General features: G+C 58.1%; 14 protein-coding genes. 10 read left to right on the top strand and 4 right to left on the bottom strand.

The window, feature by feature from the left end; all coding sequences use genetic code 11:
* Positions 1–16: 16 nt before the first annotated feature.
* Entirely contained in the window at positions 17–697 is a 681-nt protein-coding gene (locus SK62_RS20730) for an EAL domain-containing protein (protein ID WP_017693995.1), read from the top strand.
* 33 nt (positions 698–730) lie between these two features.
* On the opposite strand, the gene nlpA is transcribed toward SK62_RS20730, so the two are convergent.
* Positions 731–1531: a lipoprotein NlpA gene (gene nlpA, locus SK62_RS20735; RefSeq protein ID WP_020480549.1), complete on the bottom strand. Its 801-nt coding sequence runs from the start codon at positions 1529–1531 to the stop codon at positions 731–733.
* 229 nt (positions 1532–1760) lie between these two features.
* Positions 1761–3260: an MDR family MFS transporter gene (locus SK62_RS20740; protein WP_047718455.1), complete on the bottom strand. Its 1500-nt coding sequence runs from the start codon at positions 3258–3260 to the stop codon at positions 1761–1763.
* A 78-nt stretch (positions 3261–3338) separates the two neighbouring features.
* Here SK62_RS20740 and SK62_RS20745 point away from each other — a divergent pair, with 78 nt between their 5' ends.
* Entirely contained in the window at positions 3339–3986 is a 648-nt protein-coding gene (locus tag SK62_RS20745; RefSeq protein WP_017383663.1) for a TetR/AcrR family transcriptional regulator, read from the top strand.
* Here the strand turns inward: SK62_RS20745 and SK62_RS20750 are convergent.
* Positions 3983–4402, bottom strand: a complete 420-nt coding sequence (locus SK62_RS20750) for a GNAT family N-acetyltransferase (protein ID WP_015570097.1) — start codon at positions 4400–4402, stop codon at positions 3983–3985. The two genes, SK62_RS20745 and SK62_RS20750, sit on opposite strands and share 4 nt — an antisense overlap.
* Before the next feature lie 185 nt (positions 4403–4587).
* Between SK62_RS20750 and SK62_RS20755 the strand changes: the two genes are divergently transcribed.
* From SK62_RS20755 to SK62_RS20780, 6 genes are all read left to right on the top strand, one after another.
* Positions 4588–5157, top strand: coding sequence for a TetR/AcrR family transcriptional regulator (locus SK62_RS20755; RefSeq protein WP_000104919.1), 570 nt, complete (start codon positions 4588–4590; stop codon positions 5155–5157).
* A 147-nt stretch (positions 5158–5304) separates the two neighbouring features.
* Complete coding sequence (locus tag SK62_RS20760; protein WP_017383665.1) at positions 5305–6426, top strand: efflux RND transporter periplasmic adaptor subunit; 1122 nt, start codon at positions 5305–5307, stop codon at positions 6424–6426.
* Positions 6426–9536 carry an efflux RND transporter permease subunit gene (locus tag SK62_RS20765; RefSeq protein ID WP_047638032.1) on the top strand — a complete coding sequence of 1037 codons (3111 nt, stop codon included), beginning with the start codon at positions 6426–6428 and terminating at the stop codon, positions 9534–9536. The genes SK62_RS20760 and SK62_RS20765 overlap by 1 nt, the downstream gene beginning before the upstream one ends.
* Complete coding sequence (locus tag SK62_RS20770; protein ID WP_017694001.1) at positions 9536–10900, top strand: efflux transporter outer membrane subunit; 1365 nt, start codon at positions 9536–9538, stop codon at positions 10898–10900. The genes SK62_RS20765 and SK62_RS20770 overlap by 1 nt, the downstream gene beginning before the upstream one ends.
* Positions 10901–10949: 49 nt before the next feature.
* Positions 10950–12107 carry a multidrug effflux MFS transporter gene (locus SK62_RS20775; protein ID WP_047718454.1) on the top strand — a complete coding sequence of 386 codons (1158 nt, stop codon included), beginning with the start codon at positions 10950–10952 and terminating at the stop codon, positions 12105–12107.
* 82 nt (positions 12108–12189) lie between these two features.
* On the top strand, positions 12190–12486 hold the full coding sequence (locus SK62_RS20780) for a YicS family protein (RefSeq protein WP_003861030.1): 297 nt from the start codon (positions 12190–12192) through the stop codon (positions 12484–12486).
* A gap of 48 nt (positions 12487–12534) precedes the next feature.
* On the opposite strand, the gene SK62_RS20785 is transcribed toward SK62_RS20780, so the two are convergent.
* Positions 12535–13485, bottom strand: a complete 951-nt coding sequence (locus SK62_RS20785) for a LacI family DNA-binding transcriptional regulator (protein WP_003861033.1) — start codon at positions 13483–13485, stop codon at positions 12535–12537.
* Between the two features lie 293 nt (positions 13486–13778).
* Here SK62_RS20785 and SK62_RS20790 point away from each other — a divergent pair, with 293 nt between their 5' ends.
* Together SK62_RS20790 and SK62_RS20795 are read left to right on the top strand one after the other, a co-directional pair.
* Positions 13779–14093 (top strand): PTS sugar transporter subunit IIB, encoded by a 315-nt coding sequence (locus tag SK62_RS20790; protein WP_032668892.1) that lies wholly within the window; start codon positions 13779–13781, stop codon positions 14091–14093.
* Positions 14094–14104: 11 nt separating this feature from the next.
* Entirely contained in the window at positions 14105–15430 is a 1326-nt protein-coding gene (locus SK62_RS20795; RefSeq protein WP_017694004.1) for a PTS cellobiose transporter subunit IIC, read from the top strand.
* Positions 15431–15443: the final 13 nt, after the last annotated feature.

The raw sequence follows: 15443 nt of genomic DNA on the forward strand, positions 1-15443 counted from the left end.
TCCTGAAGGCTGTTCCATGTATACCGTTCTTCCCTCTCCCTTGTTGCAACGTATCTCAGGGCTGCGATTCCAGCCGCTTGTCGATCTTCATTCGGGCCAGGTGTTCGCGCATGAAGTTCTCGTGGAGATCCATAACGTCAATCTTGAGGTGCTGTTTGCCTCGCTGCCCTCGCGCAGCGCGCTGCAAATCTTCTTCTGGCAGGCCAACACCCTGTTACAGATACCCGCCCGGGACGCTTACTGGCTAAACCTTCCGGCAGAACACCTTCTCAACGAACGCGCTATCCGGTTGTTGCTGGCGTTACGCCATCAGCAGCGGTTAACGATTGAAATTCAGGATCCCCTCACCATCACACGGCTGAGCGAGGATGAGCAACGTCGCCTTCATGCCACGCTTGTTCGGTTAAAAGAGGCGGGATGGCAAATCTGGCTGGACGATTTAACCCGGGAGTTGGCTGAGGCGTTCGCGCGGCTTGCGCTGCCGCTGGATGGGGTAAAAATTGACCGCTCAGCGCTGCGCGAGCGCGCGCCGCTTGCCCCGTTTGTGCAGGAGGTCAGGGCAGGTATCGCGCAATCAATTCTTATCGAAGGCATCGAGAATTCGCGGGATCTGGCGCGCGCGCGCGCGTCCGGCGCGCAATTTGGTCAGGGTTTTCTGTGGCCCGAAAGCCGAACCGATGCCCGCGTAACACTTTGACGGCCAGCAGAGCGCTGGCCTTTTTACCGGGGCTTACCAGCCCGGCACCGCACCACCGTTAAAAATGGTCTCCGCCGCTTTCGCCACTTCCGGCGACTGATAGGACTGGATAAATTCCTTCACGTTTTCGGCGTCTTTGTTCTCTTCACGCGTGACCACAATATTCACGTAGGGTGAGTTTTTGTCTTCGATAAAGACGCTGTCGTGTACCGGAGAAAGCCCCGTTTGCTGGAGATAGGTGGTACTGATGATGGCCACATCCACTTTCGGATCGTCCAGCACGCGCGGCAGCTGCGCCCCTTCCAGCTCCATAATCTGTAAGTTTTTCGGGTTCGCGGTAATATCCAGCGCCGTTGGCAGCAGCCCAACATCCGGTTTAAGGGTAATCAGCTTCTCTTTTTGCAGCAGCAACAGCGCGCGGCCAAGGTTGGTGGGATCGTTTGGAATCGCAATGGTTGCGCCGTCCTTCAGCTCAGAGACCGATTTAATCTTTCGGGAGTAACCCGCCATCGGGAAGACGAAGGTATTGGCCACGGCGACCAGCTTGTAATTGTGCGCCTTGTTATCTTCTGCGAGGAACGGGCGATGCTGGAAGACGTTGGCGTCCAGTTCGCCCTGGTTGGTGGCATCGTTGGGTAGCAGCGAGCCGCTAAAGCCCACCAGCTCAACATCCAGACCGTATTTCTCCTTTGCCACCTTTTTGGCGACTTCCGCCACGTCCTGCTCAGCGCCATTGATCACGCCGACTTTAATGTGTCTGGCATCATTGCCGCCCTGATCACAGCCCGCGAGCAGCAGGCCAGTCAGGAGAAGCGCACCCAATCGAAGTTTCACGAGACAGTTCCTTTTGATAGACGTTTTGAAGACTATATCGACAACGAGACGGCAGGCTAAAAAACGAAAAGGAATCAGTAAGACGGTTAAGTTATATGCGGCCTGTTGCCGGGTGGCGCTGCGCTTACCCGGCCTACGTGACGGGGGAAGTGTAGGCCCGGTAAGCGTAGCGCCACCGGGCGATGGGCATCAGGCTACGGTAGTCCAGGCGCAAGCAGAACCGCTTCCCTCACGCCTGCCGACGCAGCGGCGCTTCGCGCAAAAACCACGACAGCGCGAACGCCAGCACCATAATCCCTGCCGCCAGCATGAACACCGCATGGATCGCCGAGCCGAACGCATCCAGATAGTCCAGACGCAGGGCATCAGGCAGATGGTGAATGGCAACGGGATTAAGCTCGCGCGGCAGTTCCGCCCCTTCCGGCAGCCTGTCGATCAGGCCTGATTGCAGAATATGGGTGAACACCGCGCCAAACAGCGCAACGCCAATCGCCCCGCCAATGGAACGGAACAGCGTCACCCCAGACGTCGCGACGCCGTATTGATCGGCTGACACGCTGTTCTGCACCGCCAGCACCAGCACCTGCATCACCAGTCCCAGCCCCATGCCCAGCACGCCGGTAAACAGGTACAGCTGCCAGGTTGGGGAGGTGATTGAAATGCGCGTCAGTAATACCATCCCCACCACGCCGAGCAGCGTGCCGAGGATCGGGAACAGACGATATTTCCCGGTACGGCTGATGATGCGCCCGCTGATGATGGAGGTGAGCAACAGCCCCCCCATCAGGGGGATCAGCTGCAAACCGGCCTGCGTCGGCGTGGCGTCTTTTACCACCTGTAAATAGAGCGGCAGGAAAGTGACGGAGCCAAACAGCGACATGCCGATAATAAAACCGATCAGGCTACAGAGCAGGAAGCTGCGGTCGCGGAAGAGCGACAGCGGGATAATCGGCTCCCACGCCAGCCGCTCTTCGTAGATAAACCCGGCGATCCCCGTCAGGCCGAAGGCCAGAATGCACCACAGCTGCGGGTCGCTCCATTGGCGGATCGTCCCGCCCTCGGTGGTAAACAGAATGATGCACAGCAACGCCATGCTGAGGTAAATCGCCCCCAGGTAGTCAATCTCATGCTTGCTGCGCCGCGCGCTGCCGTGGAAAACCGCGCCAATCACCAGCAGGGCAAACAGCCCCAGCGGCAGGTTGATGTAGAAAATCCAGCGCCAGGATGCGTGCTGAACGATAAACCCGCCGATCAGCGGCCCTATCACCGTCGCCAGGCCAAACACGCCGCCAAACAACCCCTGATAGCGACCCCGATCGGCAGGCGGGATCACGTCCGCCACGGCAGCCATGCTGATCACCATCAGACCGCCGCCCCCCAGCCCTTGCAGGGCGCGCATCAGCACCAGCTGGGTCATGTTCTGCGCCAGACCGCACAGCGCGGACCCTACAAGAAACAGCACAATCGCGATTTGCAGAACGATTTTTCGGCCAAACAGATCGCCGAATTTGCCGTACAGCGGCACCACGATGGTCGAACTGAGGATATAGGCCGTTACCACCCACGAGAGCTTATCCAGCCCGCCCAGCTCACCGACGATGGTCGGCAGCGCGGTGGAGACAATGGTCTGATCCAGCGCCGAGAGCAGCATCACCAGCAGGAGTGCGCTGAACAGCAGCTTAATCGACGGCGCCTTTTTCGCAGGTTGAGTCATTACGTCGGACTCCATAAGACATCACTTGAAATTAATTAATCGTATAATTAATATTTGTGGAAGTGATGAATAAGATCAAGAGATACGGTGACCATGCCAGCACAAAAGGACAATTCTGAACCCCGCCGCCCCGGTCGGCCACGCGGCGGCAAGCGCGTTACCGCCAGCCGTGAACAGCTGCTGGACATCGCCCTGAACCTCTTTTCCCGCCAGGGGATCGCCAATACGTCGTTGAACGCCATCGCCCGCGAAGCAGGCGTGACGCCCGCCATGCTGCACTACTACTTCAACTCCAGAGAACAGTTACTGGATGCGATGATTGAGGAGCGCTTCCTGCCGTTACGCGAGCGGATCGGGGCGATTTTCGCCGACAACCGGGATTCGCCGGTGGATGCCCTGACGGAAATGGTCAGGGTGCTGGCCGAACTGGCGGAAAAGTATCGCTGGTTTGCCCCGCTGTGGATGCAGGAGGTGATTGGCGAGATGCCGGTACTGCGCACCCATTTGCAGGCACGCTTTGGCGATGAGAAATATCACACCACGCTGGCAACCATCAAAGGCTGGCAGCAGGAAGGAAAGCTGAATCCGGCGCTGGCCCCCGAACTGCTGTTCACTACGCTGCTGAGCCTGGTGCTGGTGCCGTTCTCCCGCATGCGCAATGACGAGAGGCTTAGCGCCCTCTCGCCGGAGATCGTGGTGCGCCACGTGTTAGCCGTGATTGGCACCGGGATCGGCGGTTAAAGATGTTTGGTCAGATAGTGTCTCTGCATTCCCTGATAAGGGTAATCCTGCAAGGACATCTGCACCTGATAACCCTGTTTTTCATAGAACGGACGCGCCTGGAAGCTGACCGTATCCACCAGCGCGTGACGACAGCCTTTGCGACGGGCCTCCTCTTCAGCCGTTTTGATAAGCTGGCTTCCCACGCCCGTTCCCCGCACGCTGTCGCTGACCCACAGATAGTCGATGTTCAGCCAGTCGCCTTTCCGTACGCCGATTAACCCGCCCAGCATGACGCCATTGTCGTCTCGCATATATACGCCAATATCGCCGCCAAACGTCGCCAGATCTAAAAACTGCGCGTTATAGGCTCTTAGCCCCGTTAATAATTCTTCTTTTTCTTCGGCTGTGACATTATCTGTAATGCTCAGATGCATAATTCTCTCCTTATTTTCAGCGCAATCTGAATATCTCACAGCTTAACCTTCATAAAAACTCCTTATTTTCTCCATTGTTTATACCTGGAAATATTCATTCAATATGTAAATAAAAAAAGCCTTTCCAATAGTCTCCGAAAACGTATAATGAGAACGATCATTCTCACTTTTTACGGTAGCCGACAATGAGTACAAAGCTGGAAGAACGACAAAAACTGCGGCAGGACGAAATCATTACCGCCGCGCGCCGCTGCTTTCGCGCCAGCGGGTTTCACGCTGCCAGCATGTCGCAGATCGCCAGCGAAGCCAGGCTCAGCGTCGGACAAATCTATCGCTATTTCAGTAACAAAGACGCGATTATTGAAGAGATGATCCGGCGCATTATCGACTCACGTATTGAAGAGATGCAGGGCAAAACCCTGGTTGAAGGGATGCCGCAGGCGCTTGCCTGGCGCCAGACGCTTAACGAAGACGATGACGCGCTGATGCTCGAAATGTCCGCAGAGGCCACGCGCAATCCGCTGGTGGCAAACATGCTGATCGAAGCCGAAGCCCGCATGTTCGCCAACGCCTGTGAGCACCTGAAAAAGCAGTTCCCTCACCTGAGCGATGAGCATATTCGCTGCTGCGTGGAGATTACCGCCGTGATGATCGAAGGCACGATTTACCGTCGACTCACGCCTTTAAAAGTACCATCAGAACAATTAGAGCCTATATACCAGAATATTTTAAATATGATTTTCTCTGCGAAGTAATCGCATGTGAATAATTAGCGGAAATAAGTAATTTCCCTTTTTTCATTTCTGGCTCAGCCAGAGATGCGGGATCGCTGTGCTTTTAATTAGCCCTCCTCCCTGTTAAGCGATTAACAGGGCAGGCTTCGTTCACCCTGGAAAAAGATTATGAAAACCATAACAACCTCCATCGCGGCATTACTCCTCCTGACAGGGTGCGATAATGCGCAAACATCTGCTCCTCAACGTCCTCTTCCGGAAGTGGGGATTGTCACACTCATGAGCCAGCCGGTGTCCGTCGTCAGCGAGCTGACCGGCCGCACCGCCGCCGCAATGAGCGCCGAAGTGCGCCCCCAGGTAGGTGGCATTATCCAGAAGCGCCTGTTCACCGAAGGCGATACGGTCAAGGCCGGGCAGGCGCTGTATCAGATCGATCCTTCCAGCTACCGCGCCGCGTATGATGAAGCCGCCGCCGCACTGAAACAGGCGCAGGCGCTGGTGCAGGCCGACTGCCAGAAAGCCCGGCGTTATGCGCAGCTGGTGAAGGACGACGGCGTATCACGTCAGGATGCGGAAGACGCGAAGTCCACCTGCGCGCAGGACAAGGCCAGCGTCGAGTCAAAGAAAGCCGCGCTGGAAAGCGCCCGCATTAACCTCAACTGGACCACCGTCACCGCGCCGATTGCCGGACGTATCGGCATCTCCTCTGTGACCCCCGGCGCGCTGGTGACCGCCCAGCAGGATACCGCGCTGGCCACCATTCGCGGGCTGGACAGTATGTACGTCGATTTAACCCGTTCCAGCGCCGATCTGCTGCGTTTACGCAAGCAAACCCTCGCCAGCAACAGCGATACGCTGAACGTGTCGTTGATTCTCGAAGACGGCAGCAGCTACAGCGAAAAAGGCCGCCTGGCGCTGACCGAAGTGGCGGTGGATGAGTCTACCGGCTCAGTCACCCTGCGCGCCGTCTTCCCGAACCCGCAGCATCAGCTTCTGCCGGGCATGTTCGTCCGCGCCAGAGTGGATGAAGGCATCATGAATGACGCGATCCTCGCCCCGCAGCAGGGCATCACCCGCGACGCCAAAGGCACCGCCACCGCGCTGGTGGTGAACGCCAGCAACAAGGTCGAACAGCGTCAGCTGGAGACGGGCGACACCTACGGCGACAAATGGCTGGTGCTGAGCGGTTTGAAGGCGGGCGATAAGCTGATTGTGGAAGGCACCGATAAAGTCACCGCCGGGCAGGAAGTGAAAGCTGAAGAGATGAAAACCAACGGAGGAAACGCCTGATGTTTTCCCGTTTCTTCGTGCGTCGCCCGGTCTTTGCCTGGGTTATCGCCATTCTCATCATGCTCGCCGGAATGCTGGCGATCCGCACGCTGCCCGTTGCGCAGTACCCGGACGTGGCTCCGCCGTCGATCAAAATCTCCGCCACCTATACCGGTGCCTCCGCACAGACGCTGGAAAACAGCGTGACGCAGGTGATCGAGCAGCAGCTCACCGGGCTGGATAACCTGCTCTACTTCACCTCCACCAGCAGCTCGGACGGGTCGGTGAGTATTAACGTCACGTTTGAACAGGGAACCGATCCGGACACCGCTCAGGTACAGGTGCAGAACAAAGTCCAGCAGGCGGAATCGCGCCTGCCGACCGAGGTGCAGCAGTCCGGGATCACTGTCGAAAAATCCCAGAGCAACTTCCTGCTGATCATGGGCGTATATGACAAAACCGACACCGCCAGCAGCTCGGATATCGCCGACTGGCTGGTGAGTAATATGCAGGATCCGCTGGCGCGCGTGGATGGCGTCGGTAGCCTACAGGTGTTCGGTGCAGAATACGCGATGCGCATCTGGCTCGACCCGGCGAAGCTGGCGTCGTACTCGCTGATGCCCTCCGACGTGCAGAGCGCGATTGAAGCGCAGAACGTGCAGGTTTCCGCCGGTAAAATCGGCGCGCTGCCCTCGTCGAACGCCCAACAGCTGACCGCCACCGTCCGCGCTCAGTCGCGTCTGCAAACGGTCGATGAGTTCAAAAAGATCATCGTCAAGAGCCAGTCCAACGGTGCGGTGGTGCGCATCAGCGACGTCGCGCGCGTGGAGATGGGCAGCGAAGATTACACCGCCACCGCGAAGCTGAACGGCCACCCGGCGGCGGGTATGGCGGTGATGCTCTCACCGGGCGCCAATGCGCTTAACACCGCCACGGCGGTAAAAGATAAGATCGCCGAGTTCAAAAAGTCGATGCCGGAAGGCTACGACGTAGCCTATCCGAAAGACAGCACCGAGTTCATCAAAATCTCCGTTGAGGACGTGATTCAGACCCTGTTCGAAGCCATTATCCTCGTGGTGGTGGTGATGTACCTGTTCCTGCAAAACATCCGTGCGACGCTGATCCCGGCGCTGGCGGTGCCGGTGGTGCTGCTGGGCACCTTCGGCGTGCTGGCGCTGTTCGGTTACTCCATCAACACCCTGACGCTGTTTGCGATGGTGCTGGCGATAGGGCTTTTGGTGGATGACGCCATCGTGGTGGTGGAAAACGTCGAGCGTATTATGCGCGACGAAGGGCTGCCCGCCCGGGAAGCGACCGAAAAATCGATGGGCGAAATTTCCGGCGCGCTGATCGCCATTGCGCTGGTGCTCTCTGCGGTATTCCTGCCGATGGCCTTCTTCGGCGGCTCTACCGGGGTCATTTACCGCCAGTTCTCGGTCACCATTATTTCGGCGATGTTCCTCTCCGTGGTGGTGGCGCTGACCCTGACGCCCGCGCTGTGCGGCTCGATCCTGAATCACACCGCTCCGCACAAAAAGGGCTTCTTCGGCGCGTTTAACCGCTTCTACAGTAAGACCGAGCACGGCTATCAGAACAAGGTGCTGCGCGCCCTGCGCCGTTCCGGTGGCATGCTGGTGATCTACGCCCTGCTCTGCGGCGCGATGGGGTTCGCCATGCTAAAACTGCCGGGCAGCTTCCTGCCAACCGAAGACCAGGGTGAAATCATGGTGCAGTACACCCTGCCCGCCGGCGCAACCGCGGTGCGTACCGCCGAGGTAAGCCGCCAGGTACGCGAGTGGTTCCTCACCAAAGAGAAAGCCAATACCGACGTGATCTTCACCATTGAAGGCTTCAGCTTCAGCGGCAGCGGCCAGAACGCCGGGATGGCGTTCGTCTCCCTGAAAAACTGGTCAGAGCGCAAAGGCGAGGAAAACACCGCCCAGGCCATTGCCCTGCGCGCCACGCAGGAGCTGAGCACCATTCGGGATGCCACAATTTTCGCCATGACGCCCCCGGCGGTGGATGGTTTAGGCCAGAGCAACGGCTTTACCTTTGAGCTGATGGCCAGCGGCGGCACCGACCGCGACGCGCTGCTGAAACTGCGTAACCAGCTGATTGGTGAAGCCAACCAGGACAACTCGCTGCACGCCGTGCGCGCCAACGATCTGCCGCAGATGCCGCAGCTTCAGGTGGATATTGATAACAACAAAGCCGTGTCGCTGGGGCTCTCCCTGAGCGATGTTACCGACACCCTCTCCAGCGCCTGGGGCGGCACCTACGTGAACGACTTCATTGACCGTGGCCGCGTGAAAAAGGTCTACATCCAGGGCGACAGCGACTATCGCGCGGTGCCATCGGATCTTAACAAATGGTATGTGCGCGGCAGCGACAGCACCATGACCCCGTTCTCCGCCTTCGCCACCACCCGCTGGGAGTATGGCCCGGAAAGCCTGGTGCGCTACAACGGCTCGGCGGCGTATGAGATTCAGGGCGAAAACGCCAGCGGCGCCAGCTCCGGTACGGCGATGAGCAAAATGGAGCAGCTGGCGAATAATCTGCCGTCCGGCAGCACCTGGGCATGGAGCGGTTTGTCGTTGCAGGAAAAACTGGCGAGCGGTCAGGCAATGAGCCTCTATGCCCTCTCGATCCTGGTGGTGTTCCTGTGCCTGGCGGCGCTGTATGAGAGCTGGTCGGTGCCCATTTCGGTGATCCTCGTGATCCCGCTTGGGGTGCTTGGCGCGGCGGTTGCCGCCTCCCTGCGCGGCCTGAACAACGACGTCTATTTCCAGGTGGCGCTGCTGACCACCATCGGTCTGTCGTCGAAGAACGCCATTCTGATTGTCGAGTTTGCCGAAGCCAAAGTGGCCGAAGGCTACTCCCTGACGCGCGCCGCCCTGCGGGCCGCCCAGACGCGTCTGCGTCCGATCATCATGACCTCGCTGGCGTTTATCGCAGGCGTGACGCCGCTGGCGATTGCCACCGGCGCCGGGGCCAACAGCCGCGTGGCGATCGGTACCGGTATTATCGGCGGGACGCTGGCCGCGACGCTGCTGGCCATCTTCTTTGTTCCTTTATTCTTTGTACTGGTGAAACGTCTGTTCTCCGGTAAGCACGCAAACCGGAGGTCATAATGTTTCGTGTAACCGTATTAACGTTAGCGCTGCTGAGCGCGGGCTGTGTGTCATTAGATCCCACGTATCAGCGCCCGGACGCCCCCGTCCCGGCGACGTTGCCGGGCGCCCATGGCGAAGCCAACGCCGTGGTGAGCCAGTGGCAGCAGGTGATGAATGATGCGCGGTTGAAAAGCGTGGTGACGATGGCGCTCAACAGCAACCGCGACGTGCAAAAAGCGATTGCGGATATCGACGCCGCCCGTGCCCAGTATGGCGAAACGCGCTCGTCCCTGTTCCCGACGGTGGACGCGGAATTGAGCCACACCCGCAGCCGCACGCTGGCGAGCGGCGTCGCGACAAGTGACGAAGCCAACGGCGCGGTCTCCAGCTTCGAACTGGATCTGTTTGGCCGCAACCAGAGCCTGTCGCGTGCCGCGCGTGAAACCTGGCTTGCCAGCGAATTCACCGCGCAGAACACGCGCCTGACGATGGTCAGCGAGCTGACCACGGCGTGGGTGACGCTGGCGGCGGATAACAGCAATCTGGCGCTGGCGAAGTCCACCCTGGAGAGCGCCGCAAACTCGCTCAAGATTGTGAAGCGCCAGCAGGAAGTGGGCGTGGCAGCGGCAACGGACGTCAGTGAAGCGATGGCGGTTTACCAGCAGGCGCGCGCCAGCGTGGCGAGCTACCAGACGCTGGTGATGCAGGACAAAAACGCTCTCAACCTGCTGGCGGGCGATACGGTGCCCGAGAACCTGCTACCCGGCACGCTGGAGAGCCTGAGCGACAACGCCATCACGCTGATCCCGGCGGGCGTCAGCTCCAGCGCGCTGCTGCGTCGTCCGGACATTCAGGAGGCGGAACATAACCTGCTGAGCGCCAACGCCAACATCGGCGCGGCGCGCGCCAACTTCTTCCCGACCATCTCGCTCACCGCCAGCGCGGGCGTCGGCAGCGATTCGCTGTCGTCCCTGTTCAGCCACGGGATGAAGGTCTGGTCGTTTGCACCTTCCATCACCCTGCCGCTGTTCAGCGGCGGCAACAATATGGCGCAGCTGCGCTATGCGGAAGCCGAGAAAAAAGGGTTAATTGCGACCTATGAGAAAACCATCCAGAGCGCGTTCAAGGACGTGGCCGACGCGCTGGCGCGGCGCGAAACGTTGAGTGAACAGCTTGATGCCCAGCGTGAATACGTGGCGGCGGAGCAAAAAACGCTGGATGTGGCGACGCGCAGTTACAAGGCTGGCGCGGGCGATTATCTGACGGTGCTCACCGCGCAGCGGTCGCTGTGGTCGGCGCAGGAATCACTGATTGCCTTGCAGCAAACCGACCTGGAAAACCGCATCACGCTGTGGCAGTCGCTGGGCGGCGGGATTCAGTAACATCACTGCCGGGCGGCGCAACGTTGCCCGGCCATCAGAGTAAATACCTATGGCAAAACTCTCTTTTTCTTTCGCGGCCATCCTTGGCCTGCTGACGGCTATCGGGCCGCTGTGTTCCGATTTTTATCTTCCGGCGCTGCCGGAGATCGCCACCCAGCTCAACACCTCCACAACGTTGACGCAGCTTTCTCTTACCTCGGCGCTGATTGGCCTGGGGCTGGGACAACTCTTTTTCGGCCCGCTAAGCGATCGCATCGGACGTAAAACGCCGCTGCTGTTCTCACTTTTGCTGTTTGTACTGGCTTCAGTGCTTTGTGCCAGCACGCAGAATATTTACGCCCTGATCGGCTGGCGATTTGTGCAGGGCGTTGCCGGGGCGGGCGGCTCCGTACTTGCCCGCTCCATCGCCCGTGATAACTATCATGGCACGATGCTAACGCAGTTTTTTGCCCTACTGATGACGGTCAACGGCATCGCGCCCGTGGTGTCTCCAGTACTCGGTGGCTATATCGCGTCGCATTTCGACTGGCGGATGCTGTTCTGGGTAATGGCAGGGGCGGGTCTGGCGCTGCTGATCGCCAGCCAGCTTTTTATCCGCGAGTCCCTCACAGAGAAACAGGGCGGGGGATCGCTGACGCAAACCGCCAGGACGGTACTTAAAAATCGTCGCTTTATGCGCTACTGCCTGATCCAGGCCTTCATGCTGGCGGGGCTGTTCGCCTATATCGGGGCATCTTCCTTTGTGATGCAAAACGAGTATGGCCTGAGCGCCATGCAGTTCAGCCTGCTGTTCGGTGTGAACGGTATCGGCCTGATCGTCTCAGCGCTGATTTTCTCCCGTCTGGCACGCCGCCATCTGGCGGAAAGATTGATGCGAACAGGCCTCGTTCTGGCGGTGTCCTGCGCGGGGCTGACGTTGCTCTTTGCGTGGATGCAGCTTTCCGTTCCGGCACTGGTTGCACTCTTTTTCACCGTCGCCTTTAACAGCGGGATCAGCACCCTTGCGGGTTCAGAAGCGATGAGCGCAGTCGACGCGAAGGAGTCCGGCACAGCGTCAGCCATTCTGGGCATGCTGATGTTTTTATTCGGCGGGATCGCAGCGCCTCTCGCCGGTATCGGCGGAGAAACGATGCTGAAAATGAGTCTCGCGGTATTAGTAAGCTATGGCATTGCACTGGCGATCGGATCTCGCACGCAGAATGCGTAAATTCATACTTTTGGCTTGAATCGCGTTGATGAATGTAACGATATATTTCAGGGGAAGCATGTGACGTTCAAAGGAGGTTTCGATGAAATCTGCACACCTGGTTTGCCTGCTCGTTTGCCTGATTTTCGCTGCGTTTGTTCACGCGCAGGAGAAGAGCGCTCCGGAGAAAGAGGCGCAAATAAAACAGCAGGTCCTGAAAGATGTGAAGAAAACCTGTACCCCGCAGAAAAAGCAGAGCGATAAGGCCTGGCAGGCGATGATTTTGTCGTCTGAGGCGAACCAGCTGCTGATCAAAAACGCCATCACCGCCGTGAAGCGTGACAACCTGGACGCCTACTGGGATGCAGTCAGTCAGGTGGATTGTATGGAAGATTACTGAGGGTTGAGCGCCGGGTGGCGCTGCGCTTACCCGGCCTACATCACACGTTTAACGCTTCCGCACATCAGGAATAATTAAATCCCCGCGCAGAACGTAGGACCCGAGCATCTGCGTTTTCTCTGTCAGCCAGCTCACAATGCGCGCCGCCATGGCGTCCATGGAATACTCAATGGCCGGGATCACCGGAATACCCGGCAGATGCAGCGAACCGCCGAGGCTGAAAACCATGATGTCTTCCGGTACCGATTTATTAAACGCCTGTAACTGCGGGATCACCCGCTGGGCTTCCTGCTCGTCCGCCACCAGCAGCGCGTTGAAGTTCAGCGTGGACGCGTTGTTGAGTAATTCCTGAAGCGCAACGGACGATGAAGTCGCGTCCATAAACACGAGGTTGCGATTAAAGGGCAGGAAGTTTTTCTCCAGCGCGTGTTTGTAGCCCAGCAGCACCTGATCGGCAAAGCCGCTGCCGTGCGGGTGGATCAGCGCTATCTGGCGACGCCCCTGGCTGGTGAGATAGTTACAGGCCGTTTCGGCCGCGAACGCGTGATCGAACTGAATGCTGTTGGCGTTATCGGCTTCCATACAGTCGACCAGAATCACGTTGTCCATGTCCACGTCCAGCGGGAAACGCGCGCCAATCACCAGAATGTCATCACATAAGCCGCAGGAGAGTTCTTCAAGGGCGTTCATCACTTCTGTTTTTGTGTGTGCAAAACGCAGCAGCAGATGTTTTTGATGCTGGCTGAGGTGTTTTTCCAGCGCGTACAGGTAACCGGTGGTCTGGTTAATGTTTTCCTGCGCGCAAATCACCCCAATGCAGCCCGTCGACTGGCTGAGCAGCGACTGGGCGATCACGTTGGGACGATAGTTCAGCTCATCCACCGCTTTCAGAACAGCCTGGCGGCTGGCTTCTTTAACGCCACGCGACCCGCTCAACACCCGTGATACCGTGGCTTTGGACACCCCGGCCAGACGCGATACATCGTTGATTGTAGACATCTCTCTCCCCTGTCAGACGCAACTGGCGTCTGTAATTTCCATCACCGCTACGGCTCACATTATAGCCAGAACGGAGTATATCCGTTTCCGTTTTCCATGGAAACCGATTTTCCGTTTCCACTCAATTTGATGCCAAAACAGCCAAATTATGTGACCCACATCCGGTTAATTAGCCTCATAAGTATTGGATCTTGATGGTTATCACACTTCTGTCTTTTATAAATGGAAACCGGTTTCCGTATCATGTCCAATCATCCTCGCAATAACTTTTTACATTTTGAGGATGGTTGTCGATGTTCAAGATTATGCTGTGCTGCTCTGCCGGGATGTCCACCAGCCTGCTGGTCAGCAAAATGATCGATGTTGCAAAAGAACGGGGCTTGCCCGTGAAGATAGATGCGTATGGCGTATCCGAATTTGATACGCAGTTTCCGTACTATCAGGTGGTGCTTCTCGGACCGCAAGTGAAATACATGTTAAAGACGCTCTCAGACAAGGCAGCGACGCAAGGCATTCCGGTGCAGCCCATCGACATGATGGATTACGGCATGCAGCGTGGCGATAAAGTACTGGACTATGCTCTGTCGCTCATCGAAGCGGCACACTAAAAGGTGTTCACATGAGTTCGTTATATCAATCCATGGTCGCGGTGATTGAGCAGTCAATTACGCCGCTGGCCGCGAAGCTCGGTCAGCAAAAGTATGTGATTGCCATCCGCGACGGCTTTACCGCTGCGCTGCCGTTTATGATCATCGGCTCGTTTATGCTGGTGTTTATCTTCCCGCCGTTTTCGGCGGATACCACCAACAGCTTCGCCCGCGGCTGGCTGGATTTCTCCGAGACCTACCGCGAACAGCTGATGCTGCCGTTTAACCTCAGCATGGGCGTGATGACCTTCTTCATCTCGGTGGGGATTGGGGCAAGCCTGGGGCGTCAGTTTAACCTCGATCCGGTGATGTCCGGCCTGCTGGCCTTTATGGCCTTCCTGCTGGTCGCCGCGCCCTATGCCGATGGCAAAATTTCGACCCAGTATCTCTCCGGTCAGGGGATCTTCACTGCGCTTATCACAGCGATCTACTCCACTCGCGTCTATGCGTGGCTGAAACAGAACAACGTCACCATCCGCCTGCCGAAGGAAGTGCCGACCGGCGTGGCGCGTTCGTTTGAGATCCTGATCCCGGTGATGGTGGTGATCGGAACGCTGCACCCGCTGAACCTGTTCATTGAAGCGCAGACCGGGATGATCATCCCGCAGGCGATTATGCACCTGCTGGAGCCGCTGGTGTCGGCGTCTGACTCGCTGCCCGCCATTCTGCTCTCCGTGCTGCTGTGCCAGATCTTCTGGTTCGCTGGTATCCACGGGTCGCTGATTGTCACCGGCATCATGAACCCGTTCTGGATGGCGAACCTCTCTGCAAACCAGGCGGCGCTGGCGGCGGGCGCGGCGCTGCCGCACGTTTATCTGCAAGGTTTCTGGGATCACTACCTGCTGATTGGCGGCGTAGGCTCCACCCTGCCGCTAGCGTTCCTGCTGCTGCGTAGCCGCGTTACCCACCTGCGCACCATCGGCAAAATGGGCGTGGTGCCAAGCTTCTTTAACATCAACGAACCGATTCTGTTCGGCGCACCGATCATCATGAACCCGATGCTGTTTATCCCGTTCGTGTTTGTTCCGCTGGTCAACGCCTGCCTGGCGTACGGCGCAACCAAACTCGGCTGGCTGGCTCAGGTGGTTTCGTTAACCCCGTGGACCACCCCCGCGCCGATTGGCGCCTCGTGGGCGGCGAACTGGGCGCTGAGCCCGGTGGTGATGTGCCTGGTCTGCATGGTGATGTCCGCCCTGATGTACCTGCCGTTCCTGCGCGCCTATGAGCGTACGCTCATCAAAAATGAAGAGCAGAAAGCCCAGGCAACCGTCGGCACCGCTGAAACAGTCAGTAATTAAGTCAAAGAGGAAG

The sequence above is a fragment of the Enterobacter sp. BIDMC109 genome (genome assembly GCF_001037885.1).
In the GTDB taxonomy this organism is placed as follows: domain Bacteria; phylum Pseudomonadota; class Gammaproteobacteria; order Enterobacterales; family Enterobacteriaceae; genus Enterobacter; species Enterobacter hormaechei_C.

Bases quoted from the DNA above. Each gene is read 5' to 3' on its own strand.
- SK62_RS20785 (WP_003861033.1), bottom strand. From the start codon at position 13,485: ATGTCTACAATCAACGATGTATCGCGTCTGGCCGGGGTGTCCAAAGCC.
- SK62_RS20780 (WP_003861030.1), top strand. From the start codon at position 12,190: ATGAAATCTGCACACCTGGTTTGCCTGCTCGTTTGCCTGATTTTCGCT.
- SK62_RS20730 (WP_017693995.1), top strand. From the start codon at position 17: ATGTATACCGTTCTTCCCTCTCCCTTGTTGCAACGTATCTCAGGGCTG.
- SK62_RS20750 (WP_015570097.1), bottom strand. From the start codon at position 4,402: ATGCATCTGAGCATTACAGATAATGTCACAGCCGAAGAAAAAGAAGAA.
- SK62_RS20790 (WP_032668892.1), top strand. From the start codon at position 13,779: ATGTTCAAGATTATGCTGTGCTGCTCTGCCGGGATGTCCACCAGCCTG.
- SK62_RS20775 (WP_047718454.1), top strand. From the start codon at position 10,950: ATGGCAAAACTCTCTTTTTCTTTCGCGGCCATCCTTGGCCTGCTGACG.
- SK62_RS20760 (WP_017383665.1), top strand. From the start codon at position 5,305: ATGAAAACCATAACAACCTCCATCGCGGCATTACTCCTCCTGACAGGG.
- SK62_RS20795 (WP_017694004.1), top strand. From the start codon at position 14,105: ATGAGTTCGTTATATCAATCCATGGTCGCGGTGATTGAGCAGTCAATT.
- SK62_RS20765 (WP_047638032.1), top strand. From the start codon at position 6,426: ATGTTTTCCCGTTTCTTCGTGCGTCGCCCGGTCTTTGCCTGGGTTATC.
- SK62_RS20745 (WP_017383663.1), top strand. From the start codon at position 3,339: ATGCCAGCACAAAAGGACAATTCTGAACCCCGCCGCCCCGGTCGGCCA.
- SK62_RS20740 (WP_047718455.1), bottom strand. From the start codon at position 3,260: ATGGAGTCCGACGTAATGACTCAACCTGCGAAAAAGGCGCCGTCGATT.
- SK62_RS20755 (WP_000104919.1), top strand. From the start codon at position 4,588: ATGAGTACAAAGCTGGAAGAACGACAAAAACTGCGGCAGGACGAAATC.
- SK62_RS20770 (WP_017694001.1), top strand. From the start codon at position 9,536: ATGTTTCGTGTAACCGTATTAACGTTAGCGCTGCTGAGCGCGGGCTGT.